The following is a 24,801-nucleotide window of genomic DNA, read 5'->3' as shown; positions in this document are numbered from 1 at the left end:
GTACAGGCATAAAGATTAACGTAAAATGCAGGGTAGCCTTATTCAGACAACCCTACAATATTATAAACTCTCTAGAGCTACTAAGTGGTTTACTTTTCTAACCATCCCAATAATAGAAGGCGTAGCTTCAACTTCAACAGAGTGGTTGATTCTTCTCAAACCCAATGCCTGCATTGTTCTTTTTTGACGCTCACTTCTATCAATGATGCTCTTAATTTGTGTAATTTTAATTTTTGCCATGATGATTATCCGTTAAAAACCTTACTTAATTCCACACCACGTTGTTGTGCTACTGTATAAGCATCGCGCATTTTAACTAAAGCATCAATTGTTGCTTTAACCACGTTATGAGGGTTAGAAGATCCTGTTGATTTTGCTAATACATCAGTAATACCAGCGCTCTCTAAAACAGCACGCATAGCACCACCTGCAAGAACTCCCGTACCACTAACAGCAGGTTTAATTAAAACTCTACCACCAGAATATTTACCATTTTGGGTATGTGGAACAGTTCCTTTAATTACAGGAACCTTAATTAAATTCTTTTTAGCATCGTCGATACCTTTAGCGATAGCTTCAGTAACCTCTTTAGCTTTACCTAAACCAAAACCTACAACGCCATTTTCATCACCTACAACAACAATTGCTGAAAAGCTAAATGTACGTCCACCTTTGGTTACCTTGGCAACGCGCTGAATACTTACTAAGCGATCTTTTAATTCAATATCGCTTGATTTTACTCTCTTTATACTACTTGTTGACATCTCTCTTCTTATTAAAAATTAAGACCGCCTTCACGAGCACCTTCAGCCAAAGACTTAACTCTGCCGTGATATAAGTATCCGTTACGATCAAAAACTACATTATTAATTCCAGCGGCGATAGCCTTCTCTGCGATAATTTTACCAACCGTTTTCGATTGCTCAATTTTATTGCCTGATCCACTGAAATCTTTAGATAAAGAGGATGCCGCAACCAGTGTTTTACCATTAATATCATCGATGACCTGTGCATAGATGCCTTTATTGCTTCTATAAACAGACAGACGAGGACGTTCGGTTGAACCTGATAGGCGTTTTCTAATCCCTCTTTTGATTCGCTCTCTGCGAGATAATTTTTTTCCTGCCATGATGATTATTTTTTAGCTGCTGATTTACCTGCTTTTCTTCTTAACTCTTCACCCACAAACTTAATACCTTTTCCTTTGTAAGGCTCAGGAGCACGTAGTTGACGAATCTTCGCTGCTACTTGTCCAATAAGTTGTTTGTCAATAGACTCTAATGTAATTGTTGGGTTTTTACCTTTTTCAGAAGCGGTAGTAACCTTAACTTCTTTCGGTAAGACAAACACAATATGATGTGAGAAACCCAATACTAAATCCAAGGTATTTCCTTGGTGTGAAGCACGGTAACCAACACCCACTAGTTCTTGTGTTGTTTTAAATCCTTCTGTAACTCCTGTTACCATATTGGCAACTAAAGAACGGTATAAACCGTGAAGAGATTTATGTGTTTTTTGTTCAGTTGCACGCCTAACTATTAACTCACCATTTTCTTGAGAAAAAGTTATAGCAGAATCAACTTGTTGACTTAATTCTCCCTTAGGCCCCTTAACTGTAACTAGATTCTTATCAGAAACAGTTATAGTTACTCCGGCCGGGATAGCGATTGGCGCTTTTCCAATTCTTGACATCGTGTTTTCTCCTGATTAATATACGTAACATAAAACTTCTCCACCGATATTTTGCATACGAGCTTCTTTATCTGTCATTACTCCTTTAGAAGTAGACAAAATTGCGATGCCCAGGCCATTCAAAACACGTGGAATATTATCTACACCTGCATATTTTCTTAAACCAGGTTTACTCACACGGCTAAGCGTGCGAATAGCAGGAACTTTAGTAATCGGATGATATTTCAAGGCAATTTTAATTGTTCCTTGAACTGTTTCGTCTTCAAACTTATAGTTCGTAATGTAACCCTTATCAAAAAGAACCTTTGTTATTTCTTTTTTAAGGTTTGATGCAGGAATTTCTACAACCCTGTGGTTGGCCTTCATGGCATTCCTTACTCGTGTAAGGTAATCTGCTATTGGATCTGTATTCATTTTATATAGTTATGATAATGGTTTCCGGACCAGCATAGTCTCAGACCTTTTATCGGTTAAAATTTATTTGCTTATTGGTATTAAATTACCAGCTAGCTTTTCTTACCCCCGGGATCTTACCAGCTAAGGCCATCTCACGGAAAGTAACCCGTGAAATACCAAATTGGCGCATATACCCTTTAGGACGTCCAGTTAATTTGCAACGATTGTGCAAACGAACAGGTGAAGCATTTCTTGGTAATTTATCTAAAGCCTCATAATCACCTGCTGCTTTTAATGCAGCACGCTTCTCAGCGAATTTGGCGACTAATTTCTCACGTTTTACACCACGAGCTTTAATTCCTTCTTTAGCCATTAGTATTTTGATTTTGATTTTTGAAAGGTAATCCAAATTGCTTTAATAATTCCAAAGCTTCAACATCGTTTTTAGCTGTGGTTACAAAAGTAATATCCATACCCGTAATTTTATTGATTTTATCAATGTTTATTTCAGGAAAAATGATTTGTTCAGTAACACCCAAAGTATAATTACCATGGCCATCAAATCCTTTATCATTAATTCCTCTAAAATCACGAATACGAGGTAGTGCAACTGCAATTAAACGATCTAAAAACTCATACATTTTAACATCACGAAGCGTAACACGAACACCTACTGGCATTCCTTTACGTAACTTAAAGTTAGAAACGTCTTTCTTAGATTTAGTTGAAACTGCTTGCTGACCTGTAATGGTTGTCATTTCATTGATAGCGCTTTCAATTAATTTCTTATCAGTAGTAGCACCACCAACACCTTGATTAATTGAAATTTTCTCCAATTTAGGAACTTGCATTACACTCTTATACTGAAATTTCTCTTTCAGTGCTGTACGAATCTCTTCGTTATATTTGGTTTTTAACCGAGGTACGTTAACGTTACTCATTACTTAATTTCCTCCCCTGATTTTTTAGCAACACGAACGAGTTTATCTTCGCTGTTTCTCTGACGTCCGATGCGTGTAGGTTTTCCTGACTTAGGATCTACAAAAGCAACGTTAGAGATGTGTATTGGAGCTTCTTGTTTAACAATTCCACCGTTTGGGTTTGTGGCATTAGGTTTTGTATGTTTAGAAACAATGCTTGCACCTTCCACTGTTACGCGGCTGGTTTTCACATTTACTTCTAAAACTTTCCCTTGTATCCCTTTTGAATTACCAGCGATAACTTGTACCAAATCACCTTTGCGGATCTTCAATTTTGGTTGTGTTATTTGTATCTTTCCCATTTTATAATACCTCCGGTGCTAATGAAATAATTTTCATGAACTGTTTTTCACGCAATTCTCTGGCAACAGGGCCAAAAATACGTGTTCCACGTGGTTCATTTTGATTGTTTAACAATACTGCAGCATTATCATCAAAACGGATATAAGAACCATCTTTACGACGAATCTCTTTTTTCGTTCTAACTACGACAGCTTTAGAAACTGTACCTTTCTTTATATTACCAGAAGGGATTGCACTTTTAACGCTCACAACAATTTTATCGCCAATAGACGCATAACGCTTACCGGTACCTCCTAATACACGGATCACTAAAACTTCTTTAGCTCCGCTATTGTCGGCAACATTTAATCTTGATTCCTGTTGTACCATTACTTAGCCTTTTCTAAAATTTCTACCAATCTCCAGTTCTTTGTTTTACTCAAAGGACGTGTTTCCATAATTAATACCTTGTCGCCGATACCGCAGGTATTAGACTCATCATGAGCCTTGAATTTCGTAGTAGTTTTAACGAACTTACCATACATTGGGTGCTTCACTTTACGTTCAACAGCCACAACAATAGACTTGTTCATCTTATCACTTACCACCAACCCAATTCTTGTTTTTCTTAACTTTCTTTCCATTTGGATTTTAAATTATTGAGCTTCAGTGGCTGTTTCACCTTCTGTAGAAGCATCTGCCGATTTACGATTTGATAATTCTGTTTGTAAACGTGCAATTGCTTTACGTGCATATTTAATCCGGTTAGGATTTTCAATAGCCGAAACAGCATGAGCAAATTTTAATTTGCTGAGTGTAGTTCTCTCTTCTGCGATTTGATCTACAATCTCTTCAGTTGTCAGATTTAAAATTTCTGAATTTTTCATTTTATATTTCAGTTAATCTCAGCTCAATTTTTTGTTTTAGATACAATTGCCCGGTAACGGCTAGGCAATTTAAACAAAAAAACCTTGCCAATGTTTATGCTTCTACGTAATCTCTACGTATAACAAACTTAGTTTGAACCGGTAATTTCTGAGCAGCAAGGCGTAAAGCTTCTTTAGCAACTTCTAAAGAAACACCTTCAGCTTCAAATAACATACGGCCTGGGCGCACAACGGCTACCCAGTATTCTGGTGCACCCTTACCTTTACCCATACGAACCTCTGCAGGTTTCTTTGTAACGGGCTTATCAGGAAATACACGAATCCATACTTGTCCTTCACGTTTCATAAAACGTGTAACGGCAATACGCGCAGCCTCTATTTGACGGCTGGTAATCCAAGCAGGTTCTAAAGACTTAATACCGAATGAACCAAAAGCTAGCTCAGCCCCACGGCCTGCATTACCTTTCATACGTCCCTTCTGCATTTTTCTGAACTTTGTTCTTTTTGGCTGTAACATGTTCGTATTATTTAATTCCGTATTAAACGGAGAATATTGTTAAAAATTAATTTCTTCCTCTACCTGCACCACCACCGCGGTTTTGACCACCATGTCCACCACCTCTGCGATCATTACGATCATTTCCACCGCCACGACGACGATCAGCATTACCAGCACCAGCACCTGCCTCAGGAGCACGTCCTTTAGGACCGCTTGTTTGACCGATGTTAGGAGACAAATCACGTTTACCGTATACTTCACCTTTACAGATCCATACCTTAACACCTATTTTACCATAAGTAGTATGAGCTTCTGCTAAAGCATAGTCAATATCAGCACGGAATGTATGCAATGGAACTCTACCTTCTTTATATTGCTCTGTACGCGCCATTTCAGCACCGCCTAAACGACCAGAACACATAATCTTAATACCTTCTGCACCCATTCTCATGGTAGAAGCGATTGAAGTTTTCATGGCTCTACGGAAAGAAATACGAGCTTCAAGCTGTTTCGCTACTCCTTCTGCAACCAATTGAGCATCTAATTCAGGACGTTTAATCTCAAAAATATTGATTTGAACGTCTTTCTTAGTGATCTTCTTTAATTCTTCTTTGATCTTATCAACTTCTTGTCCACCTTTACCAATCACAATACCCGGACGAGCAGTATGAATCGTAACTGTGATGCGTTTCAATGTACGTTCGATAACAATCTTCGAAACGCCACCTTTAGCAATACGAACAGAAAGATACTTTCTTATTTTTTCATCTTCAACTAATTTATCGGAGTAGTTGTTGCCACCGAACCAGTTAGAATCCCAACCTTTGATGATTCCTAATCTGTTACCTATTGGATGTGCTTTTTGTCCCATTTCCTTAATTAGTTTGTGCTTCTACCAAGTTCTTACTACTATCTACAACTACTGTAACGTGGTTAGAACGTTTACGAATACGGTAACCACGACCTTGCGGTGCTGGTCTTAATCTTTTCAACTGACGGCCTCCATCAACAGAAATTGTCTTTACATACAATTCACTTTCTTCAGGACGCTGACCTTCGTTTTTTGATTCCCAGTTCTTAATAGCCGATAATAAAAGTTTCTCAACTCGAATTGCGGCTTCTTTATTCGTATACTTTAAAATGTATAGTGCCTTCTCCACGCGCTGACCACGGATTAAATCTACTACTAAACGCATTTTGCGTGGCGACGTAGGGCAATTATTTAATTTTGCTACTGCTTCCATTGCTTATCTTTTCTTTTCAGAGTGACCCCTAAATGTTCTGGTTGGGGCAAATTCTCCTAATTTATGGCCAACCATGTTTTCCGTAACGTAAACCGGAATAAATTTGTTACCGTTATGTACCGCGAAGGTATGGCCAACAAAATCTGGTGAAATCATTGATCTGCGTGACCAAGTTTTAACTACTGATTTTTTGCTGGTTTCATTCATAGAAAGAACTTTTCTCTCTAAGTTATGGTCTATATAAGGACCTTTTTTAATTGAACGTGCCATTATTTCTTCCTTCTCTCAATGATGTAACGATTCGATACTTTTTTCTTATCACGTGTTTTAAAGCCTTTAGCTAATATACCGTTTCTTGAACGTGGGTGACCTCCAGATGTTCTTCCTTCACCACCTCCCATAGGGTGATCCACAGGGTTCATAGCAACACCACGAACGCGAGGACGACGGCCTAACCAACGCTTAGCACCAGCCTTACCCATAACCTGATTGGCTCTCTCATGATTCGAAACCGAACCTAAAGTAGCTAAGCAAGTAGCTAAAATCATTCTCGTTTCTCCTGAAGGCAATTTGATAATTGCATACTTGCCATCACGAGCAGATAATTGTGCATAAGTACCAGCACTACGTGCAATCGTACCACCTTGTCCAGGGTTCAATTCAATATTATGAATAATAGAACCCAAAGGGATGCTTTTTAAAGGTAATGTATTTCCAATTTCAGGAGCAACATCATCTCCAGAGATAATAACTTGTCCTACAGCTAATCCTTCAGGAGCGATAATGTAACGCTTCTCACCATCTGCGTAATGCAATAATGCAATACGAGCAGAACGATTTGGATCATATTCTATTGTAGCAACTGTAGCGGGGATATTCTTTTTATCGCGTTTAAAATCTATCAATCGGTATGATCTTTTATGTCCCCCACCGAGATTACGCATAGTCATTTTACCGGAATTATTTCTTCCACCTGACTTCTTGATCTTTACAACTAATGATTTTTCAGGAACATTTGTTGTAACTCCAGAATAGTCAGCGCCCACTCTAAAGCGAGTACCAGGTGTTACCGGTTTGAATCTTTTAACTGCCATGTTTTATTGTATAGTACTGTAAAAGTCAATAATATCGCCATCATTTAAAGTGATGATAGCCTTTTTATATTTTGCAACGCGGCCAGATGCAATCCCTGTTTTTGTTTGACGAGATTTCATTTTACCAGTAACCACTGCTGTGTTTACTGCTTTAACCTGAACTCCAAACATTTTTTCAACAGCGGCTTTAATTTGCAACTTGTTTGCTCTATGATCTACTTGAAAAGCATAACGATTTAACTTTTCGGTTAAAGCAGATGCTTTTTCTGTTAGTATTGGTTTCCTTAATATTTCCATCTTACTTGGCCAATGCCTCCTCCAAAATTTTAACAGAATCCAACGTAAGTAATAATTTACCTGCATTAAGAACATCATATGTGTTCAGTTCAGCTGCAGTAATAACTTTTACTTTCTTAAGGTTTCTGCTGGATAAATAAACGTTGTTATTAATTGCCGGCAAAACCATTAAGGTTTTTTCGTTAGAAACGTTTAAGTCAGCAATCATTTTAGCATAGTTCTTAGTTTTAACTGAATCGAAGGTTACTTCGTCCAAAATTAAAATATTACTATCCTTAGCCTTATAGCTTAATGCAGATTTACGAGCAACAACTTTCAATTTCTTGTTAAGTTTGAAGCTGTAATCGCGTGGTTGCGGACCAAAAATACGTCCTCCACCATTAAATAAAGGTGATTTAATGCTACCAGCACGAGCACCACCAGTACCTTTTTGTTTGTGTAATTTACGGGTTGAACCAGCTATTTCATTACGTTGTTTAGACTTATGAGTACCTTGTCTTTGATTTGCAAGATATTGCTTAACATCTAAATAAATAGCATGATCGTTAGGCTCAACACCAAATATTGCTTCAGGAAGTTGCACCTTGGCACCTGTTTCTTTACCTGATATGTTTAAAACTTTAACTTCCATCTTCTTATTTATCTACGATTACGTAAGAACCTTTCGCACCTGGAATAGAACCACTAACTACAATAAGGTTTTTATCTTCATAAACCTTAAGTACTTGTAAGTTCTGAATCTTTACACGATCACCACCCATACGACCAGCCATTCTCATACCTTTAAATACGCGCGAAGGCCAAGATGCAGCACCTACTGACCCTGGAGCACGTAACCGGCTTTTCTGACCGTGAGTTTGAGCAGAACCGGCAAATCCATGGCGTTTTACAACACCTTGGAAACCTTTTCCTTTTGATGTACCAACCACATCAATAAAATCTCCTTCAGAGAAAATTGATACAGTTACAACATCACCCAAATTCTTCTCATCGGGGAACGTTCCAATTTCAACTAATTTACGCTTAGGCGTTGTATTTGCTTTAGCAAAGTGCCCTTTTAAAGAAGCCGTTGTGTTCTTTTCTTTCTTATCATCGAAAGCTAATTGAACAGCAGAGTAGCCATCTTTTTCTTCCGTGCGTATCTGCGTTACCACGCACGGGCCAGCTTCGATAACCGTACAAGGAATATTCCGTCCCTGTTCGTCGAAAATGCTGGTCATTCCTACTTTTTTTCCAATAATTCCTGACATTTTTCTTTTAATTTCTGTTTGTGTCCATCGAAGCAGTAGGGCTTCGCTCAAGACATAGTAATTCCCTAAGGGACGGCAAAGATAGAAAAATTACAATAAGTATCAAATACTTAGAGAAAAAATTTCAGCTATTTAGAGAGATTATTATTGGGCTTTCTTCCTGTTACGAAAAACCTCAATAATGGGGGGAATAATAGAAAGAATAATAATAGCGAAAATAACAACCGTGAAGTTATCTTTTATAATAGGCAAGCCTCCAAAGAAGTATCCTAAAAACAAGAAACTGGTAACCCATAACAAAGCTCCTATTATATTATAAGAAGCAAATTTAGAATAGCTCATCGTCCCGACACCAGCAACGAAAGGCGCAAAAGTGCGCACTATAGGAATAAACCGAGCATAGATGATCGTTTTACCTCCATGCTTATCATAAAAAGCCTGAGTCTTATCTAAATACTCCTTTTTTAGAAATTTAACCTTACCATTAAAAGCTTTCGGACCAACATATTCTCCGATATGATAATTCAACCAGTCGCCTAAAAAACCGGCACTGACAAATATGGCCCACATCAAGAAAATGTTCAAATCAGTCTCCGGTTTTGCAATAATTGCACCGGCAGCAAACAACAAAGAATCACCCGGCAAAAAAGGAGTCACTACAAATCCTGTTTCAGCAAAAACAATCAAAAAAAGAATAAGGTAAGTCCAGGTCTGATAGGAGTTAACAATTTCAACAAGATGTTCATCAATATGAAGAACAAAATCTATAAGCGTTTGGATTATTTCCACTTTATATGATGTATAAGAAAAGGATGCAAAAGAAGGCCTTTATTAAGCCTGATTATTAAGCATAACTGGCATAACTAACATCAGCACATCTTCATTTTCCTCAGAAACAGAAGGCGTTAATAAACCCGCACGATTTGATGTACTCATTTCCAGCTGCACTTCCTCACAATCTAAATTGTTAAGCATTTCAATCAGAAACTTAGCGTTAAATCCAATCTCCATATCCTCGCCTTCAAACTGGCAGCTTAAGCGTTCATGAGCTTCGTTCGAAAAGTCCAGATCTTCTGATGAGATATTCAATTCGCTACCTGCTATCTTTAATCGCACCTGATGCGTTGTTTTATTAGCATAAATAACTACTCTACGCAATGAATTTAAAAACAATACACGGTCAATGGATAATCTATTTGGATTTAAAGTAGGAATAACCGCTTCATAATCTGGATAGCGCTCATCAATTAAACGGCAGATCAAATTAATATTACCAAACTTAAAGAAAGCACTGGTAGCATTGTATTCAATAGAAACCGTAACATCTTCTGAAGGAAGCGATGCCTTTAATAAAGACAATGCCTTTTTAGGCAAAATCAAAGAAGCTTCCACCTCAGAGCGTACATCCGTTCTGCGGTACCGAACCAACTTATGAGCATCCGTACCTACAAAGGTTGTACTCTTTGGTGTTAGGTGACAGTAAACACCCGTCATTGCTGGCCTTAACTCGTCATTACTTACAGCAAATATTGTTTTATTAATTGATTCAGCTAAAACAGATGCAGCTATCGATACAGAAGAAGCATTCTCAACCACTGGTATCTTCGGAAAATCATCTGCGCTTTCTCCAGTCAGTTTATACTTACCATCGCCTGCGCTAATTTCAATAGCCGAAGTTGTCGGATCTACTGTAAAAGCGATTGGCTGATCAGGCAAAGTCTTTAATGTATCCAGAAGTATTTTAGATGGAACCGCAATTCTACCTTCCTCCTTAGACTCTACTTGCAAAAAAGTAACCATACTAGTTTGCAAATCCGTTGCTGAAATCGTTAGAATACTGTCTTTAATTTCAAATAGGAAGTTTTCAAGAATAGGCAACACTGTACTACTGCTTGATGCACCATTAACGGCCTGTAACTGCTTTAATAAAACTGAGGTAGATACGATGAATCTCATAAAAAATATTTATAGCACAATGATAAGCAAAATTGCGATTATTTAATAAAGGAATTTAAAAAAGCTCTCTTCTAAAACAAGTATCACTTAATAAAATCAGAACTCAAACGATAGTCGGTGCGATATTTCTGAAGCTGAATTCCAGCTTCAACCGGGCGGTCTGTCGATAATATATCAGCACCCCTGTCTATCATATCAAAATACAATGCATCTCCCCTTGCCTTTGCCTGTTCGTCTAAGTTACCCATCGTTCCCACGATACATAAAATACCGTGCTCATGTAAAAATTGATAGGTCTCTGGCTGGGCTTCACTTGTTCCCACAAAAGCTACCAGGCGATTGTCAGGCACACCATAATCATTCAGTCGCAACAGATCTTCTGGTTTAGAAATAGATGCCGATATCATCAACTCTGGCGCCAGCTTATGAACCTTGGCAGCCTGCGTAGCCGAATAAGTAATAAGTATTGAATAAGGAGCTGCTTTCTTTCTACGAACTAAATCGATCACCAATTCATAAGGAACATTTCTCTTGATATCCAAGGTATAAATCACTTTACCTGCTCCCCACTCCAACGCTTTTTCCAAACTTGGGATCCGATAAGAAGTCAGTTCACCATCAGTATCCTTCAATCGAAATTCCTGCAGCTCTTTAAAGGTATAATCCTTCACATATCCTTTCCCATTACTTGTCCGATCCAGCTTATCATCATGCATTAACACCAAAACAGAATCTTTAGTGAGAGCAATATCGCACTCAATAATTAAAGGTTGTCTTTTAGCCGACTTTTCAAAGGTTTCAATTGCATTCTCCGGATAGCCCGGCTCTGGCCCTCCCCGATGAGCGCTAATTAACGGAACCCTATCAGCTGTATGTGTCAGAAATTGATACAGGTCATCAAGAGTCTTTATTTCAATATTAGTTTTATCAGCTGATAAGGTTGTAAACGACCCGGTCATGGTACAAGAGCCCATAACCAATAAAAGCATGGTTAATTTTAATAAAAGCCTCATAAAAATACGTTCTAATTAATCACCTTCTTTATCTTCACTGCCTAAAACATGAGTTTCCTCATTGTATTTTCCTTTCAACTCATCCAATACCGAGTTCTTCCAAAGCTTCGTACCTGTAAAATACGAAACCCGGCCTATCAATTGAGCACCAACCGGTGAAGTCAGTAAAAGAAAAAGAATAATTGCTAAAGACTTGGTTGTAACAGACAGGTCTCCAAAATATATAACTGTACTTAATAGAATAAAGCCTACCCCCAGCGTTGTAGCCTTTACAGTAACAGAAAGCCGAAGGAAAAAATCCGGCATTCTAACAATACCAATAGAGGCGATTAAAATAAACAAAACACCCAAGCCGCTAAATATCATTATCAATACATCATTCATTCTTCTCCTTTTTTTCAATATAATAAGAATAGGCTACCGTTCCTAAAAAAGCTATCAGAGCCAAAATCATTGCCACATCAAGAAACGTAGCATTATCGCTCACAATGCTAAAAACGGTAATAGTTGCAATCCCAATCGAAATAAGCAATTCAAGCGCTACAACCCTATCCATCACATTTGGGCCAATAATAAACCGATAGAACACCAACAAAGTAGAAATACTTAAAGCAGGCATAATAACGTAAGATAAAAAATCATATAAACTCATCGTAATATTTCTAATAACCTTCTTTCCAACCCGTTTTTCACTTCCTCTACAAACTTATCTCTATCTTCTAAATACATTACATGAACAAAAATTGCTTTACGATCATCACTCACCGCTATAATCAATGTTCCAGGGGTTAATGAAATACAATTCGCTAACAATGTAATTTCCAGATCCGTTTTAGCCGAAAGCGGAAACTTAACAATTCCGGGTTTCATAAAAAACCTGGGAGTAATAACATCGTAAGCAACCTGTAAATTAGCTTTCAACATTTCATACAAAAAGAAAAACAGGAAGCCTATTATTTTGGGTATACGATTAAAATAGCTTACTCCACCATTCTTAACTGCAGCACTACGCAGAATAAAATAACTCAGTAAAAATCCAAAAGCATAATTACCTAATTCGAAATCGCCGGTAAGTGCAACCCAAACAAAAGTAAGTAAGATGTTAATCAAAAATTGTTTTAGCATAGTCTCACTGTATATTTAATGCTTCATTTCCTAAAACTGCCTTAATATAAGGAGAAGTATCCATCATCTGCGCAGCAATATGCTTAGAGATTACCATAATATTTTCTGCGCCAAAACCGATATATAAAGATACCATCATCAGCATTACTACCGGAAACACCAATAATAATTTACTAAATGGCCTTAAAACCGTAAAGCCATCAATATAAGCTTTCTCATCCGGATCTAAAGGAGGAGCGGTCTTCCAGAAAGCTTCTGTCCACATTTTCGCAATCACATATAAAGTCACAAAGCTTGCTATGATCATAGCAACAATTAACAGGTAATTGCCACCGAAAAACCCGGCCTGAAACAAGTTTATTTTAGGCCAGAAACCCGATAGAGGAGGAATACCCACCAATGAAAAGAAGACAATAGCCATGATAAGACTGAGCTTTGGATACTCAGCATACAAGCCTCCCAGCTTAGGCATATTCATGGTTCCCTTAATCCGATAAATAATACCACTTACTAAAAACAAATTCGTTTTAACGATGATATCATGAAACAGATAAAATAAAGCCCCTGCCAATGCTACTTCTGTAAACAACCCCAGCCCGGCAATCATAAACCCGATATGGCATACAATCAGATAAGAAAACATCCTTCGCATATCGCGTTTTATTATTGATCCCAAAGCACCTGTTATTAACGTAGCCACAGCAATTAGAGAAAATGCTGTTGTAATAAACTCATTCGGAATAAAAATCAATGTGAAAAATCGAAATAATGCATAAATACCAACCTTGGTGAGTAAGCCTCCAAAAATAGCCGCAATTGCAGAAGGTGGTGTATGATAAGAAGAAGGCAACCAATAATATAAAGGAAAGACTGCTGACTTGATACCAAATCCTATAAAAAACAATAAACCGGTAATATTAACCAGACCTCTATTTTCTATTTGTGCAATCTTTATAGACAAATCAGCCATATTCAAACTTCCTGTAAGTCCGTATAGAATTGCAATAGCTGTTAAAAAAATAACCGATGCCAGCATATTCATCGCAACGTATTTTATCGCACTCTCCATCTGCGGTTTCTTACCACCCAGAGTCATTAATACAAACGATGAAATAATTACTATTTCAAACCATACATACAGATTAAAAACATCGCCTGTCAGAAAAGCACCGTTCAAGCCCATGAACAGAAAATGAAAGATCGGGAAATAACCGTATTTCATCCTTGCCCGATTTATTCCTACGGTAGAATAAATGCTTACCGCCAATGCAGAGATAGAAGTAAACAAAACCATGGTACTGCTAAAAACATCGGCAACAAATGTAATTCCAAAGGGGGCAGGCCAGTTTCCTGCTTGCATGGTAATAATCCCCGTTTTCCAGGTTTGCATAAATAGCAGGATGCCAACGATCAGGATCACTATATTTGATATAACACTAATAATTCGTTGGGCAGTTATTCTCTTCCACAAAAACATGAGCACAATGGCTGTCGCCATGTGTAGCAATAAGGGTAGAATAATAAAATTACTCGTCATATATCTAAATCGTGTGTATTAAGATCATCTAAATTATCTGAGCCCGTAGCCAGATAAACCTTCTTTAATAGAATAATAGCAAAAGACTGCAAGCCAAAACTGATAACAATGGCAGTTAGAATTAAGGATTGAGGAATTGGATCTGCATAAACTGCAGTAAATACACTTGAATCTGGAGAAATTACCGGAGGATTTCCTTTTACCAGATCACCCAATAAGAAAATAAGCAAATTTGCCCCATTACCCAATAAAAGCAAACCAACTAAAAGCTTCACCATACTTCGCCGAAGCATTAGATAAATGCCTGTACCGTATAGCACTCCGATTAATACAACAAATAATAATTCCATAATCTATCTAAACGCTTTCAGAAATTGTAAATAAAATGGTTAGCGTAACTCCAATTACTACCAGGTAAACACCTATATCAAAAAACAAGGCCGATCCTATCAAACCAATAACCGGCAGAGGATTCTCAAACCACAATACCGTCATAAATGGCTCTCCAACAAACAAAGGAGCAAGTCCGCTTAAAATTGCAATGCTTAGTCCAAATGGAATAAAATAAAATGGAGAATACTTTAAAAGAGCTTTTGTACTATCTAAACCATTCGCTAACGAATGCAGTATAAAAGCAATCGAAGCTATCAGTCCTCCTACAAAACCTCCACCTGGTTCATAGTGCCCTCTCAATAAAATGAATACAGAAAAAAGCAGCAATAGTGGCAACAGATAATTTGCAGCTGTCTTCAATAATATTATCTTCATAACTATTCTATTTCTGATGATTGAATTTTAAGCATGCTGTAAACACCAATAGCGGCAATAGTAAGAACGGTAATCTCAACAAGCGTATCATAACCTCTAAAATCAACCAAAATAACGTTCACTACATTTTTCCCTTTACCTAATAGATATGCATTGTCTGCATAAAATCTGCTGATATTCTTATTAGTAGGTTCATTCAATACCTGTAAAGCAATAACAGATATCAATATACCGAATGCCCCGGCCAGGAACCCATCTCTTACTTGCGCTGCTTTATCCTTTATTCTAAGATATGGTGGCAGTTTAAGCAACACCAGAACAAATAATACGGTCGTTAAGGTATCAATTGTGAATTGAGTCATAGCTAAATCAGGAGCGCCATAATAAACAAAAAACAAGCACATACAATAACCCATCACACTCAGTGAAATGATAGCGACAAAGCGTGAAGGGGAAAATACAATGGTAAAAATTGCCACGATCATGATCGAAAACACAATGGCTTCGTACATACTTATCGCAGTATGTTTATCTGTATATAATTGAATATCTACATTTCTTATAAGATAATAACCTATCAAACAAACCAGGAAGAAAATGATTTTGGTGAGATAGGACCTTAAGAAGCCATTATGCATAAACTTTGTATATCTCAAAGCGATAAACTTAGTTCCTTTTGCCAAAGACATAAAAATAGTTTGAGGAGAAAAAGAATCTAATTTCCCGATTGCATTTAGTCTCTTTAAAGATGGCTTTAAGATCAAATACAGAATAATACCGCATACAATTGTAAGGGCACTTAACATCAAAACAGTATTGAATCCATGCCATAGCTTTAACGATACAACAGTATCATTTGCACCCATTGCATGAATTACCGGCTGAATCAGAGAGCTATCTAATAAAGAAGGAAATAGCCCGAACAGCAATCCCCCCAACCCAAGGAAAAGAGGAGGAAGCCACATAAAACCCGATGGTAAATGAACTTCGCTAAACTTAGCAGGCAAACTTCCAACAAAAGGTTTTATTCCTGCCAGGTATCCCGAATAAGATAAAAATATATTGGTTAAAATAGCGATCAAAGTAAACAGCAAGGCGCTGTTTCCACTGTTCAATGTAGCCTCATAAATCAGATCTTTACTAACAAAGCTCAATGTAAGCGGAATACCAGCACTTGAAAGAGCTGCCAAACCTCCGGCAATTGCTAAAGGAGCCATTACTTTCCGTAAACCGGCTAATTGGCTGACATCTCGCGTACCTGTTTCATGATCAATTACCCCGGCAATTAAAAATAACCCGGCCTTATAAAAAGCATGCACAAGTATAAAAACAGATGCGGCTAATAGTGCATCATGAGTTCCTATTCCAAGCAAAAATACGAGTATACCAAGAGCAGAAATGGTAGAGTAGGCTAAAATACCTTTCAAATCAATTCGAAATATGGAATGAAAAGCTCCATACACCATGGTAATGCCCCCAACTATTAATAAGGTATTATTCCAATAAGGATGATTGCCGAGAATAGGTGTAAAGCGAGCAATAAGATATATACCGGCCTTCACCATTGTTGCAGAATGCAAATATGCCGATACAGGCGTAGGTGCTTTCATGGCACCCGGAAGCCAGAAATGAAAAGGAAATTGTGCTGATTTTGTAAAAGCCCCTGCAAAAATCAAGAAAAGCATAATTGCATATAAAAAATGGCTCTTTAACAACTCACTCGAAGATAACATCTCCTGCAGCGAATAAGTCCCTGAGACGTTTCCTATTAAAATAAATCCGGCCATCAGGAAAAAGCCTCCTCCTCCGGTGATTGCCCAAGCTAAAAGAGAACTCTTTCTTGAAGCTTCATTGTCATTATTAAAACCAATAAGAAAAAATGAACTTATTGCAGTAAGCTCCCAAAACACAAACAGCACCAATAAGTTATCAGAAAGCACCACGCCAAGCATCGATGCCATAAAAACACAGAGATAGCCATAAAATCGGCCTATATAAATATGCCCTTTTAAATAAGACGAAGAATATAGAAATACCAAGGATCCTATCCCTGTAATTAACAAAGAAAACAAGAGTGATAATCCATCTAGCTTAAAATCAAGATGAATTCCCATAGAAGGTATCCATGGAATATGCTGAAAGAAAGTTTGTCCCTCACCTATCCCTGGCAAAAATGTACAGAAATATACAAAAAGTGTGATGGGTAAGATAGAAACAGCTAATGGTAGATTTCCTTTAAGCTGCTTTCCAAGAAATAACAAACAAATAGCAATTAGGAAACCTGACAGTATAGCTAATAGCATTAATTAAGATAATTATTAAGGAATTTAAACGATAAATTGAGTAACTTAACAAATATAAATAAACCATGCGTTATAGCCCCTATATTATTCAATAAATCATCTTTAACCCTTGTTAAAGATCCTTTAAAGCTCCTTTCGTACTTCCTCCATTGAATCTGCGCTATTTTAGCCGAAAAAACGCAGACTTAACGTAGGAATAACGCAAGAACAATGCAGATGTGCAAACCAAGGTATTTACAATATACATCCAATACTGCATGGATATATAATTTTGTAGGGCGATTTATTATGAATATGCATAAATCAGATTATATTTGTCGCACTATGAGCAAAACTGATGATATTTTAAAAAATGTTGTATCGCATGCCAAAGAATACGGCTTTGTATTTCCGTCGAGCGAAATTTATGACGGCTTAAGTGCAGTTTACGACTACGGACAATTGGGTTCTGAATTAAAGAATAATATTAAAACCTATTGGTGGAAATCAATGGTGCAACTTAATGAAAATATTGTCGGGATAGACTCAGCTATTTTTATGCATCCAAAAATATGGAAGGCTTCGGGTCACGTGGATGGGTTTAACGATCCGATGATCGATAATAAAGATTCTAAGAAACGCTACCGTGCAGATCAATTGATCGAAGATAAAATAACGCGCTATGAGAGAGACGGCAAAACGGATAAAGCAGCGCAATTGCAAAATGACCTCGATCAAGCAATTAAAGATGATGATTTAGGCCGTTTAAAGGCTATCATTGAAGACCATGGTATTGTATGCCCTATTTCAGGAACAAAGAACTGGACCGATGTTCGTCAGTTTAATTTAATGTTCTCTACCAAAATGGGTGCTACAGCAGAAGGTGCTGAAGATGTGTACCTGCGTCCGGAAACGGCTCAAGGTATTTTTGTTAACTTCTTGAATGTTCAGAAAAGCGGAAGAATGAGAATTCCTTTTGGAATTGCACAGATCGGGAAAGCTTTCAGAAATGAAGTTATCGCGCGTCAATTCATTATGCGAATGAGAGAGTTTGAGCAAATGGAAATGCAATTCTTTGTGCGCCCTGGTACGGAAATGGAATGGTACGAAAAATGGAAAGCTGCCCGTTTAAAATGGCACTTGGCATTGGGTTCTAATTCAGAAAGATATCGTTTCCACGATCATGTTAAGCCAGCTCATTATGCAAATGCGGCGGTTGATATTGAATTCGATTTTCCTTTTGGCTTTAAAGAAGTTGAAGGAATTCACTCAAGAACGGATTTCGACTTAAAACAACATCAGGAATTCTCGGGTAAGAAAATGCAGTTCTTCGATCCGGAAATTAATCAAAGCTACATTCCTTATGTAATCGAAACCTCAATTGGTTTGGATAGGATGTTCCTTACGGTATTATGCAATGCTTTTGAAGAGCAAGATTTAAGTACAGAAGATAAAAAAGACAGTCGTACCGTATTACATATTCACCCAGCTTTGGCTCCTGTTAAAGCAGCAATTCTACCTTTAACAAAGAAAGACGGCTTGCCAGAAAAAGCAAGAGAGCTTATGGATGAATTGAAGCTCGACTTTAATATCCAATACGATGAAAAAGATTCTATCGGGAAACGTTACCGCAGACAAGATGCGATTGGTACCCCGATTTGTATTACGATAGATCATCAAACACTGGAAGATAATACAGTTACACTTCGCCATCGCGATAGCATGGAGCAAGAACGTGTAAAATTAGATGACATAAACGGTATCCTTCAAAAAACAACAGGCTGGCATAGCCTATTGAAGAAGTTTATCTAAAGATATCCCTTTTTAATAAAAGAGCTCTGTAGATTGATTTCTACAGGGCTCTTTTATTTTTAGCCATTATTTCTTTCACTCTAGCTACTAATTAAAATAGTTTTACTATTATTGTTAGCTAAATGAACTAATGATTCGTAGCTTTGCTAAAGAAATTATGGAAAAGCATATTGTACACTGTGATCTGGATACATTCTTTGTATCGGTTGAAAGACTGCAGAATGCTGAATTGATAAATAAGCCTGTATTGATTGGCGGAAGTTCAGATCGCGGTGTAGTGGCATCTTGCAGCTATGAGGCAAGAAAATACGGAGTGCATAGTGCCATGCCTATGCGCTTAGCCAGACAACTTTGTCCGGAAGCTATTCTGGTAAAAGGCGATATGGATCAGTACAGCAAATACTCGGCCATGGTAACTGAAATTATTTCTGAGAGAGCACCCATTGTTGAAAAGGCCAGCATTGATGAACATTACCTGGATGTTTCAGGGATGGATAAGTTTTTTGGCTGTTGGAAATGGACTCAGGAACTCAGGCAGCGGATTATTAAAGAAACCGGCTTACCCATATCTTTCGGACTTTCTATTAATAAAACGGTAAGTAAAATCGCTACCGGAACCGCTAAACCAAGTGGTGAGCGACAAGTAGAAACGGGTACTGAGAAAAGCTTTCTGGCACCTCTTTCTATTAAAAAGATCCCGATGGTAGGTGCAAAAACTTATACACTGTTACGGAATATGGGGATCTCAAAGATCAGAACTTTACAGGAAATGGAAGTGCAGACGATGCATCGGGTAATGGGACAAAATGGAGTAAGTATTTGGAAGAAAGCCAATGCCTTAGACAATGCACCTGTAATTCCCTTTTCAGAGCAGAAGTCGATGAGCAGCGAACATACTTTCGAAATAGATACCATTGAGATGACTCTATTGCGAAAAATTCTTATCACCATGATCGACGAGCTGGCTTTCAATCTTCGTAAAGAGGGAAAATTAACTGCTTGTATCACCTTAAAAATACGTTATAGTAATTTCGATACGCATACCAGACAAATGAAAATCACGTATACGAATTCGGAGAAAATATTGACAGAACGGGTACTGGAACTGTTTGATAAACTATATAGCCGTCGGATGCTGATACGACTTGTTGGAGTTAAACTAAGTAATCTGATAGCAGGAAGTCATCAGGTAGATTTATTTGATGATGGAATTAAGGAACTGAATCTGGGTGTAGCCATGGATTATATCAGAATGCACTTTGGTACCGATAAAATTATGCGGGCAGTAAGTTTGAAGGAAGAAGTTCAAAGGAAAGAGAAAAGATGCTATTAAATGTACATAGCTATTATAGCTTGCGCTATGGCACGCTAAGTATTGAGCAACTGGTAGAAGGTTTGCTTTTAAATGGCTATGGTACAGCTGTCCTGACAGATATCAATAATAGTTCAGCATCCTTGGCGTTTATCAAAGAGTGCAGAAAACGAGGCTTAAACGGATTGGTGGGAATGGAATTCCGCAATGCTGATGAGCTGCTATTTATTGGCATTGCAAAAAATGAAGAAGGTTTTAAAGAGCTTAATGAGCTCATGACAGCAGCTAATAAGAAAAACTCACTCCTACCCTTTGTAGCTCCTGAGTTTAATCATGTTTTTGTAGTTTACCCCTATGGAAAGCAACTTATCAGCCCTCTTCGTGATTATGAGTATATTGGTGTTCGCCCGGATCAATTAAACCGGATAGCGCTGGGGCCCTCATCTGCATATCAGCGTTATGTGATATTAAAACCGCTTAGCTTTCAGGATGAACAGGCACACTTGCTGCATCGGCAATTACGGGCCATAGATCATAATCTTCTTATTTCTCAATTGAAACCCAACCAAATTGCTGCAGCAGATGAAGTACTAATATCCAAAGCAGCTTTACTGCAACTTTATAAAGATTTTCCGCAGTTGATCCGTAATACGGAAAATTTACTGCAGGAATGCTCTTTCAGTTTCAACTTCGAAGAGGTTAAAAATAAAGAGAACTTTAGAAGTAGCCGCTATGAAGATAATCAATTGCTACATCAATATGCAATGGAAGGTTTTCTACGGCGCTATGGAAAAAACAATAAAGTAGCTATGGCTCGGGTCTTGAAAGAATTGGAGATCATTGAAAATTTAAACTTTGCGTCCTATTTCCTGATTACAGATGATATTTGCCGGCATGCACGTTCTCGTAATTTTCATTATGTGGGAAGAGGAAGCGGCGCCAATTCTGTAGTAGCCTATTGTTTGGGTATTACTGATGTTTGTCCTATTGAACTGGATCTTTATTTTGAGCGCTTTTTAAATCCCAAGCGGAAAACTTCACCCGATTTTGATATAGATTTTAGCTGGAACGAGCGGGATGAGATCTATAATTACATCTTTGATAAATATGAAAAGGGTACGGTAGCATTAATGGGTGCCATTAGTACATTTCGTTCACGGTCTATCATTCGGGAATTGGGAAAGGTATACGGATTGCCCAGAAGTGATATTGACAGATTGGTGCATGAGCCACAGCATATGCTCAATAAAAACGAGATCACGAATATGATCTTGAGTGTCTATGATCAGATGGCCGATTTTCCAAACCAGCGAACCATTCATGCCTCGGGTGTATTGATTTCAGAGAAGCCTCTTAGTTATTATTCGGCTCTGGACTTTCCTCCTAAAGGCCTGCCTACTATACAATTCGACATGTATGTTGCTGAGGAAATTAAATTTGAAAAGTTTGATATTCTTTCTCAGCGAGGCATTGGCCATATCAAGGATTGCAGGGAGATTGTTTTTCAAAATCAAGGGTTACGCATTCAAACAAATGACCCTCAACGTTTCTTTAAGGATGAGAAGATTGCGCATCAATTAAAAACTGCTAATACCATTGGGTGTTTTTATATTGAAAGCCCGGCTATGCGCCAGTTACTGACCAAATTAAAATGTGATGAATATCGGGTACTGGTTGCAGCCTCATCCATTATTCGGCCAGGCGTGGCATCCAGCGGCATGATGAAAACTTATATCGAAAGGCATCATGATCCTGAGAAGGTAGAATATATGCATCCTGTTTTTAAAGAGCAACTTGAAGAAACCTATGGAGTAATGGTGTATCAGGAAGATGTGATGAAAATCGGTCATTATTTTGGTGGCTTGGATTTAGCAGATGCTGATACATTGCGGAGAATGATGAGTGGAAAAAAGCACTATGAAGACGACCTGAAGGATATTCATCGTAAGTTTTTTCATCATTGTAAGGAAATGGGTTATCCGGAAGATATCTCTCAAGAGATATGGCGGCAGATGGAAAGTTTTGCAGGTTTCTCTTTTAATAAAGCACATTCAGCTTCTTTTGCAGTAGAAAGTTACCAAAGTTTATATTTAAAAACCTATTTTCCACTGGAGTTTATGGTTTCTGTACTGAATAACTATGGTGGATTTTACCAACGAAAAGTATATGTAAATGAAGCAAGGAATTCAGGCGGCACGATTTGTTTACCCTGCGTAAATAAAAGTAAATACAATACCAGTATTGACGGCAAGGACATTTATCTGGGATTTGATTGTCTGCTGAACTTAGAAGAAAAGCTGGCACTTAGAATCATTGATGAGCGAAAACAGAATGGAAATTACCGGAGTTTAGAGAACTTTATATTGCGAACCGGGGCAGGATTAGAACAACTGGTCGTGCTGATTCGTTGCGGCGCTTTTCGATTTACAGGAACAGGAAAGAAAGAGCTATTATGGGAAGCACACTTGCTAATAAGCGGGAAACAGCAAAAAGCAGGCACGGCAACCTTATTTGAAACTCTTAACACAAAACAACCTGTATTACCTAAATTAGAGAGCTCGCTTCTGGAAGATATGTATGATGAGATGGAACTGATTGGTTTTCCTATTTCAGCTACCATGTTCGATTTAGCGAGATCCAGCTTTAGAGGAGAAGTAATGGCAAAAGATCTTTGCAAATATGAAGGTAAAACTGTGCGCATGGTCGGCGATTTCATTGCTGAAAAGAAAGTTCGGTCAAGAAATGTAAGTAATATGAAGTTTGGTACTTTCCTGGATGCTGAAGGTCGTTTTTTTGACACAGTGCATTTCCCACAATCTTTAAAATCTTATCCTTTAAATGGTAATGGTTTATATTTGATTCTTGGAAAAGTAACTATTGATTTTGGATGCCCGTCTCTTGAAGTACAGAAATGTGCCCGGATGCCCATGCTAAGTGACCCAAGAAGTGAATAAGACAATGGAATATGCAATTGTAGATATAGAAACAACAGGCGGTTATGCATCAGGAAGTGGTATAACTGAAATTGCCATCTTGATACATAATGGAAAAGCGATTATAGATCGTTATCAGACTTTAATTAATCCGAAAGTTCCGATACCAATTTATATTCAGGCATTGACCGGAATTACAGATGATATGGTTTACGATAGTCCTGATTTTGGACAAGTTGCAGAACAAATCTATAAAGTTTTAGAAGGTCGTGTGTTTGTGGCACATAACGTAAATTTTGACTACTCCTTCATCAAGCATCACCTTGAACGTGCAGGATATACTTTTAATGCTCAAAAACTTTGTACGGTACGCTTAACCCGTAAAATAAAACCGGGACTGCAATCCTATAGTCTGGGTAAACTCTGCGATGCATTAAAAATACCATTGACAGACCGTCATCGCGCTGAAGGAGATGCCCAGGCCACAGCGATTCTTTTTTCTCGTTTGCTTGAATGGGATACAGAAGGGCATATTGTTACTATGCTGGGCAAAAAATCAAAGGAGCAACAACTACCGCCCAATTTGCCACATAAAGATTTTGAAAAGCTGCCCCATTGTCCGGGAGTATATTATTTCAAAGATCAAACAGGAAAGGTTGTATATGTAGGTAAAGCAAAAGACATCCGCAAAAGGGTTTCTTCTCATTTTACAGGCCATAATCCTAAACCGCAACGCCAACATTTTCTACGGAGTATCCACTCCATTCATTATGAAGCTTGTGGTACTGAACTAATGGCCCTCTTGCTTGAAGCAGTAGAAATTAAACGTTTATGGCCTGCATTTAATAAAGCCATTAAACGACAAGAGCCTAAATTTGCTCTTTATTCCTATGAGGATCAAAGCGGCTATCTACACCTCGAAGTTGGTAATCATAAAAAGGGGCTGGAGAATATTCATACGTTCAATTTAAAGACTGAAGCTCTTAATTTACTTTTCAAAATGATTCGCGACTTTGAATTACGTCCTGATTTATGCGGATTTAAATCAGCTATTGGGATTGGATCAGAAGTTAAAGAGCCTGAGATAGGAATTAATAAATTACCTCCGGCAGCATATAATGATCGGGTACAAAGTGCTATTGAACATTTGCATCTTACTATGCACTCTTTTATAATTTTAGATAAAGGGAGAAATGAAGAAGAGCAAAGCTGTATTTGGATAGAAAAAGGATGTTCATATGGTTTTGGATATATTGAACAATACTCAGATATAAAAAGTATTGCAGATGCTAAAGAATCCATCAAGCGATACCCTGCTACCCATTATATTATGCAGTTAATCTATAACTATGCAGAGAGGTTTCCGGAGAAGGTTTTATCCTTTTAAAGAAAATTTATCTTCTTTTTAAACAACGCTATTTCAAACATTCGTGTTAAAACTA

General features: G+C 37.7%; 33 protein-coding genes. 4 read left to right on the top strand and 29 right to left on the bottom strand.

Annotated elements, in window-relative coordinates; all coding sequences use genetic code 11:
- Positions 1 to 60: 60 nt before the first annotated feature.
- The 29 genes from rpmD to C8N28_RS10030 all read right to left on the bottom strand — a co-directional run bounded on the left by rpmD (position 61) and on the right by C8N28_RS10030 (position 17,323).
- Positions 61 to 240, bottom strand: a complete 180-nt coding sequence (gene rpmD / locus C8N28_RS10170) for a 50S ribosomal protein L30 (RefSeq protein WP_132224462.1) — start codon at positions 238 to 240, stop codon at positions 61 to 63.
- A gap of 5 nt (positions 241 to 245) precedes the next feature.
- Positions 246 to 764 carry a 30S ribosomal protein S5 gene (gene rpsE / locus C8N28_RS10165; protein ID WP_132224460.1) on the bottom strand — a complete coding sequence of 173 codons (519 nt, stop codon included), beginning with the start codon at positions 762 to 764 and terminating at the stop codon, positions 246 to 248.
- 11 nt (positions 765 to 775) lie between these two features.
- Positions 776 to 1,129 (bottom strand): 50S ribosomal protein L18, encoded by a 354-nt coding sequence (gene rplR / locus C8N28_RS10160; protein ID WP_132224458.1) that lies wholly within the window; start codon positions 1,127 to 1,129, stop codon positions 776 to 778.
- A gap of 5 nt (positions 1,130 to 1,134) precedes the next feature.
- The gene (gene rplF / locus C8N28_RS10155) at positions 1,135 to 1,692 is read right to left on the bottom strand and encodes a 50S ribosomal protein L6 (protein ID WP_132224456.1); all 558 of its coding nucleotides are present in this window, start codon (positions 1,690 to 1,692) and stop codon (positions 1,135 to 1,137) included.
- A 15-nt stretch (positions 1,693 to 1,707) separates the two neighbouring features.
- Entirely contained in the window at positions 1,708 to 2,106 is a 399-nt protein-coding gene (gene rpsH, locus C8N28_RS10150; protein WP_132224454.1) for a 30S ribosomal protein S8, read from the bottom strand.
- A gap of 85 nt (positions 2,107 to 2,191) precedes the next feature.
- Positions 2,192 to 2,461, bottom strand: a complete 270-nt coding sequence (gene rpsN / locus C8N28_RS10145) for a 30S ribosomal protein S14 (protein ID WP_132224452.1) — start codon at positions 2,459 to 2,461, stop codon at positions 2,192 to 2,194.
- Positions 2,454 to 3,029: a 50S ribosomal protein L5 gene (gene rplE, locus C8N28_RS10140; RefSeq protein WP_132224450.1), complete on the bottom strand. Its 576-nt coding sequence runs from the start codon at positions 3,027 to 3,029 to the stop codon at positions 2,454 to 2,456. The genes rpsN and rplE overlap by 8 nt, the downstream gene beginning before the upstream one ends.
- Positions 3,029 to 3,370: a 50S ribosomal protein L24 gene (gene rplX, locus C8N28_RS10135; RefSeq protein WP_132224448.1), complete on the bottom strand. Its 342-nt coding sequence runs from the start codon at positions 3,368 to 3,370 to the stop codon at positions 3,029 to 3,031. Before rplX ends, rplE begins: the two co-directional genes overlap by 1 nt.
- Position 3,371: 1 nt before the next feature.
- Positions 3,372 to 3,740 carry a 50S ribosomal protein L14 gene (gene rplN / locus C8N28_RS10130; protein ID WP_132224446.1) on the bottom strand — a complete coding sequence of 123 codons (369 nt, stop codon included), beginning with the start codon at positions 3,738 to 3,740 and terminating at the stop codon, positions 3,372 to 3,374.
- The gene (rpsQ, locus tag C8N28_RS10125; RefSeq protein ID WP_132224444.1) at positions 3,740 to 3,994 is read right to left on the bottom strand and encodes a 30S ribosomal protein S17; all 255 of its coding nucleotides are present in this window, start codon (positions 3,992 to 3,994) and stop codon (positions 3,740 to 3,742) included. The genes rplN and rpsQ overlap by 1 nt, the downstream gene beginning before the upstream one ends.
- A 12-nt stretch (positions 3,995 to 4,006) precedes the next feature.
- On the bottom strand, positions 4,007 to 4,237 hold the full coding sequence (rpmC, locus tag C8N28_RS10120; protein WP_132224442.1) for a 50S ribosomal protein L29: 231 nt from the start codon (positions 4,235 to 4,237) through the stop codon (positions 4,007 to 4,009).
- 94 nt (positions 4,238 to 4,331) lie between these two features.
- Positions 4,332 to 4,754, bottom strand: coding sequence for a 50S ribosomal protein L16 (gene rplP / locus C8N28_RS10115; RefSeq protein ID WP_132224440.1), 423 nt, complete (start codon positions 4,752 to 4,754; stop codon positions 4,332 to 4,334).
- 46 nt (positions 4,755 to 4,800) lie between these two features.
- Positions 4,801 to 5,607 carry a 30S ribosomal protein S3 gene (gene rpsC / locus C8N28_RS10110; RefSeq protein WP_132224438.1) on the bottom strand — a complete coding sequence of 269 codons (807 nt, stop codon included), beginning with the start codon at positions 5,605 to 5,607 and terminating at the stop codon, positions 4,801 to 4,803.
- Between the two features lie 4 nt (positions 5,608 to 5,611).
- Positions 5,612 to 5,980 (bottom strand): 50S ribosomal protein L22, encoded by a 369-nt coding sequence (gene rplV, locus C8N28_RS10105; protein ID WP_132224436.1) that lies wholly within the window; start codon positions 5,978 to 5,980, stop codon positions 5,612 to 5,614.
- A gap of 3 nt (positions 5,981 to 5,983) precedes the next feature.
- Complete coding sequence (gene rpsS / locus C8N28_RS10100; protein WP_132224434.1) at positions 5,984 to 6,250, bottom strand: 30S ribosomal protein S19; 267 nt, start codon at positions 6,248 to 6,250, stop codon at positions 5,984 to 5,986.
- Positions 6,250 to 7,074, bottom strand: a complete 825-nt coding sequence (gene rplB, locus C8N28_RS10095; RefSeq protein ID WP_132224432.1) for a 50S ribosomal protein L2 — start codon at positions 7,072 to 7,074, stop codon at positions 6,250 to 6,252. The genes rpsS and rplB overlap by 1 nt, the downstream gene beginning before the upstream one ends.
- A gap of 3 nt (positions 7,075 to 7,077) precedes the next feature.
- Entirely contained in the window at positions 7,078 to 7,371 is a 294-nt protein-coding gene (gene rplW / locus C8N28_RS10090; RefSeq protein ID WP_132224430.1) for a 50S ribosomal protein L23, read from the bottom strand.
- Between the two features lies 1 nt (position 7,372).
- Entirely contained in the window at positions 7,373 to 8,002 is a 630-nt protein-coding gene (gene rplD, locus C8N28_RS10085) for a 50S ribosomal protein L4 (RefSeq protein ID WP_132224428.1), read from the bottom strand.
- A 4-nt stretch (positions 8,003 to 8,006) separates the two neighbouring features.
- Positions 8,007 to 8,621: a 50S ribosomal protein L3 gene (gene rplC / locus C8N28_RS10080; RefSeq protein ID WP_132224970.1), complete on the bottom strand. Its 615-nt coding sequence runs from the start codon at positions 8,619 to 8,621 to the stop codon at positions 8,007 to 8,009.
- 144 nt (positions 8,622 to 8,765) lie between these two features.
- Positions 8,766 to 9,410, bottom strand: coding sequence for a DedA family protein (locus C8N28_RS10075; protein ID WP_132224426.1), 645 nt, complete (start codon positions 9,408 to 9,410; stop codon positions 8,766 to 8,768).
- Between the two features lie 42 nt (positions 9,411 to 9,452).
- On the bottom strand, positions 9,453 to 10,577 hold the full coding sequence (gene dnaN / locus C8N28_RS10070; protein WP_132224424.1) for a DNA polymerase III subunit beta: 1,125 nt from the start codon (positions 10,575 to 10,577) through the stop codon (positions 9,453 to 9,455).
- Between the two features lie 83 nt (positions 10,578 to 10,660).
- Complete coding sequence (locus C8N28_RS10065) at positions 10,661 to 11,590, bottom strand: glycerophosphodiester phosphodiesterase family protein (RefSeq protein ID WP_132224422.1); 930 nt, start codon at positions 11,588 to 11,590, stop codon at positions 10,661 to 10,663.
- Between the two features lie 15 nt (positions 11,591 to 11,605).
- The gene (gene mnhG / locus C8N28_RS10060; RefSeq protein WP_132224420.1) at positions 11,606 to 11,974 is read right to left on the bottom strand and encodes a monovalent cation/H(+) antiporter subunit G; all 369 of its coding nucleotides are present in this window, start codon (positions 11,972 to 11,974) and stop codon (positions 11,606 to 11,608) included.
- Positions 11,967 to 12,242 (bottom strand): monovalent cation/H+ antiporter complex subunit F, encoded by a 276-nt coding sequence (locus tag C8N28_RS10055; RefSeq protein ID WP_132224419.1) that lies wholly within the window; start codon positions 12,240 to 12,242, stop codon positions 11,967 to 11,969. The genes mnhG and C8N28_RS10055 overlap by 8 nt, the downstream gene beginning before the upstream one ends.
- A complete protein-coding gene (locus C8N28_RS10050; protein WP_132224418.1) occupies positions 12,239 to 12,715 on the bottom strand; it encodes a Na+/H+ antiporter subunit E in 477 nt (158 codons plus the stop codon). Before C8N28_RS10050 ends, C8N28_RS10055 begins: the two co-directional genes overlap by 4 nt.
- Before the next feature lie 4 nt (positions 12,716 to 12,719).
- The gene (locus C8N28_RS10045; protein ID WP_246012791.1) at positions 12,720 to 14,213 is read right to left on the bottom strand and encodes a proton-conducting transporter transmembrane domain-containing protein; all 1,494 of its coding nucleotides are present in this window, start codon (positions 14,211 to 14,213) and stop codon (positions 12,720 to 12,722) included.
- Between the two features lie 35 nt (positions 14,214 to 14,248).
- Entirely contained in the window at positions 14,249 to 14,602 is a 354-nt protein-coding gene (locus tag C8N28_RS10040) for a Na+/H+ antiporter subunit C (protein ID WP_132224414.1), read from the bottom strand.
- A 7-nt stretch (positions 14,603 to 14,609) separates the two neighbouring features.
- The gene (locus tag C8N28_RS10035) at positions 14,610 to 15,020 is read right to left on the bottom strand and encodes a Na+/H+ antiporter subunit B (RefSeq protein ID WP_132224412.1); all 411 of its coding nucleotides are present in this window, start codon (positions 15,018 to 15,020) and stop codon (positions 14,610 to 14,612) included.
- A 2-nt stretch (positions 15,021 to 15,022) separates the two neighbouring features.
- Positions 15,023 to 17,323, bottom strand: a complete 2,301-nt coding sequence (locus C8N28_RS10030; RefSeq protein ID WP_132224410.1) for a putative monovalent cation/H+ antiporter subunit A — start codon at positions 17,321 to 17,323, stop codon at positions 15,023 to 15,025.
- Between the two features lie 324 nt (positions 17,324 to 17,647).
- Here C8N28_RS10030 and C8N28_RS10025 point away from each other — a divergent pair, with 324 nt between their 5' ends.
- The 4 genes from C8N28_RS10025 to C8N28_RS10010 all read left to right on the top strand — a co-directional run bounded on the left by C8N28_RS10025 (position 17,648) and on the right by C8N28_RS10010 (position 24,746).
- Positions 17,648 to 19,114, top strand: a complete 1,467-nt coding sequence (locus C8N28_RS10025) for a glycine--tRNA ligase (RefSeq protein ID WP_132224408.1) — start codon at positions 17,648 to 17,650, stop codon at positions 19,112 to 19,114.
- Positions 19,115 to 19,244: 130 nt separating this feature from the next.
- A complete protein-coding gene (gene dinB / locus C8N28_RS10020) occupies positions 19,245 to 20,447 on the top strand; it encodes a DNA polymerase IV (RefSeq protein ID WP_246012790.1) in 1,203 nt (400 codons plus the stop codon).
- A complete protein-coding gene (locus C8N28_RS10015; protein ID WP_132224404.1) occupies positions 20,438 to 23,380 on the top strand; it encodes a DNA polymerase III subunit alpha in 2,943 nt (980 codons plus the stop codon). The genes dinB and C8N28_RS10015 overlap by 10 nt, the downstream gene beginning before the upstream one ends.
- Positions 23,373 to 24,746 (top strand): exonuclease domain-containing protein, encoded by a 1,374-nt coding sequence (locus C8N28_RS10010; RefSeq protein WP_246012789.1) that lies wholly within the window; start codon positions 23,373 to 23,375, stop codon positions 24,744 to 24,746. The genes C8N28_RS10015 and C8N28_RS10010 overlap by 8 nt, the downstream gene beginning before the upstream one ends.
- The last annotated feature ends 55 nt before the right edge of the window (positions 24,747 to 24,801 follow it).

Source organism: Albibacterium bauzanense, assembly GCF_004339765.1.
Classification (GTDB): Bacteria; Bacteroidota; Bacteroidia; order Sphingobacteriales; family Sphingobacteriaceae; genus Albibacterium; species Albibacterium bauzanense.
This window is presented reverse-complemented; position numbering and strand designations above follow the sequence as displayed.

Excerpts from the sequence above, each read along its gene's own strand:
- rpmD (WP_132224462.1), bottom strand. The coding sequence starts at position 240 with ATGGCAAAAATTAAAATTACACAAATTAAGAGCATCATTGATAGAAGT.
- rpsE (WP_132224460.1), bottom strand. The coding sequence starts at position 764 with ATGTCAACAAGTAGTATAAAGAGAGTAAAATCAAGCGATATTGAATTA.
- rplR (WP_132224458.1), bottom strand. The coding sequence starts at position 1,129 with ATGGCAGGAAAAAAATTATCTCGCAGAGAGCGAATCAAAAGAGGGATT.
- rplF (WP_132224456.1), bottom strand. The coding sequence starts at position 1,692 with ATGTCAAGAATTGGAAAAGCGCCAATCGCTATCCCGGCCGGAGTAACT.
- rpsH (WP_132224454.1), bottom strand. The coding sequence starts at position 2,106 with ATGAATACAGATCCAATAGCAGATTACCTTACACGAGTAAGGAATGCC.
- rpsN (WP_132224452.1), bottom strand. The coding sequence starts at position 2,461 with ATGGCTAAAGAAGGAATTAAAGCTCGTGGTGTAAAACGTGAGAAATTA.
- rplE (WP_132224450.1), bottom strand. The coding sequence starts at position 3,029 with ATGAGTAACGTTAACGTACCTCGGTTAAAAACCAAATATAACGAAGAG.
- rplX (WP_132224448.1), bottom strand. The coding sequence starts at position 3,370 with ATGGGAAAGATACAAATAACACAACCAAAATTGAAGATCCGCAAAGGT.
- rplN (WP_132224446.1), bottom strand. The coding sequence starts at position 3,740 with ATGGTACAACAGGAATCAAGATTAAATGTTGCCGACAATAGCGGAGCT.
- rpsQ (WP_132224444.1), bottom strand. The coding sequence starts at position 3,994 with ATGGAAAGAAAGTTAAGAAAAACAAGAATTGGGTTGGTGGTAAGTGAT.
- rpmC (WP_132224442.1), bottom strand. The coding sequence starts at position 4,237 with ATGAAAAATTCAGAAATTTTAAATCTGACAACTGAAGAGATTGTAGAT.
- rplP (WP_132224440.1), bottom strand. The coding sequence starts at position 4,754 with ATGTTACAGCCAAAAAGAACAAAGTTCAGAAAAATGCAGAAGGGACGT.
- rpsC (WP_132224438.1), bottom strand. The coding sequence starts at position 5,607 with ATGGGACAAAAAGCACATCCAATAGGTAACAGATTAGGAATCATCAAA.
- rplV (WP_132224436.1), bottom strand. The coding sequence starts at position 5,980 with ATGGAAGCAGTAGCAAAATTAAATAATTGCCCTACGTCGCCACGCAAA.
- rpsS (WP_132224434.1), bottom strand. The coding sequence starts at position 6,250 with ATGGCACGTTCAATTAAAAAAGGTCCTTATATAGACCATAACTTAGAG.
- rplB (WP_132224432.1), bottom strand. The coding sequence starts at position 7,074 with ATGGCAGTTAAAAGATTCAAACCGGTAACACCTGGTACTCGCTTTAGA.
- rplW (WP_132224430.1), bottom strand. The coding sequence starts at position 7,371 with ATGGAAATATTAAGGAAACCAATACTAACAGAAAAAGCATCTGCTTTA.
- rplD (WP_132224428.1), bottom strand. The coding sequence starts at position 8,002 with ATGGAAGTTAAAGTTTTAAACATATCAGGTAAAGAAACAGGTGCCAAG.
- rplC (WP_132224970.1), bottom strand. The coding sequence starts at position 8,621 with ATGTCAGGAATTATTGGAAAAAAAGTAGGAATGACCAGCATTTTCGAC.
- dnaN (WP_132224424.1), bottom strand. The coding sequence starts at position 10,577 with ATGAGATTCATCGTATCTACCTCAGTTTTATTAAAGCAGTTACAGGCC.
- C8N28_RS10065 (WP_132224422.1), bottom strand. The coding sequence starts at position 11,590 with ATGAGGCTTTTATTAAAATTAACCATGCTTTTATTGGTTATGGGCTCT.
- mnhG (WP_132224420.1), bottom strand. The coding sequence starts at position 11,974 with ATGAATGATGTATTGATAATGATATTTAGCGGCTTGGGTGTTTTGTTT.
- C8N28_RS10055 (WP_132224419.1), bottom strand. The coding sequence starts at position 12,242 with ATGAGTTTATATGATTTTTTATCTTACGTTATTATGCCTGCTTTAAGT.
- C8N28_RS10050 (WP_132224418.1), bottom strand. The coding sequence starts at position 12,715 with ATGCTAAAACAATTTTTGATTAACATCTTACTTACTTTTGTTTGGGTT.
- C8N28_RS10045 (WP_246012791.1), bottom strand. The coding sequence starts at position 14,213 with ATGGCGACAGCCATTGTGCTCATGTTTTTGTGGAAGAGAATAACTGCC.
- C8N28_RS10040 (WP_132224414.1), bottom strand. The coding sequence starts at position 14,602 with ATGGAATTATTATTTGTTGTATTAATCGGAGTGCTATACGGTACAGGC.
- C8N28_RS10035 (WP_132224412.1), bottom strand. The coding sequence starts at position 15,020 with ATGAAGATAATATTATTGAAGACAGCTGCAAATTATCTGTTGCCACTA.
- C8N28_RS10030 (WP_132224410.1), bottom strand. The coding sequence starts at position 17,323 with ATGCTATTAGCTATACTGTCAGGTTTCCTAATTGCTATTTGTTTGTTA.
- C8N28_RS10025 (WP_132224408.1), top strand. The coding sequence starts at position 17,648 with ATGAGCAAAACTGATGATATTTTAAAAAATGTTGTATCGCATGCCAAA.
- dinB (WP_246012790.1), top strand. The coding sequence starts at position 19,245 with ATGATTCGTAGCTTTGCTAAAGAAATTATGGAAAAGCATATTGTACAC.
- C8N28_RS10015 (WP_132224404.1), top strand. The coding sequence starts at position 20,438 with ATGCTATTAAATGTACATAGCTATTATAGCTTGCGCTATGGCACGCTA.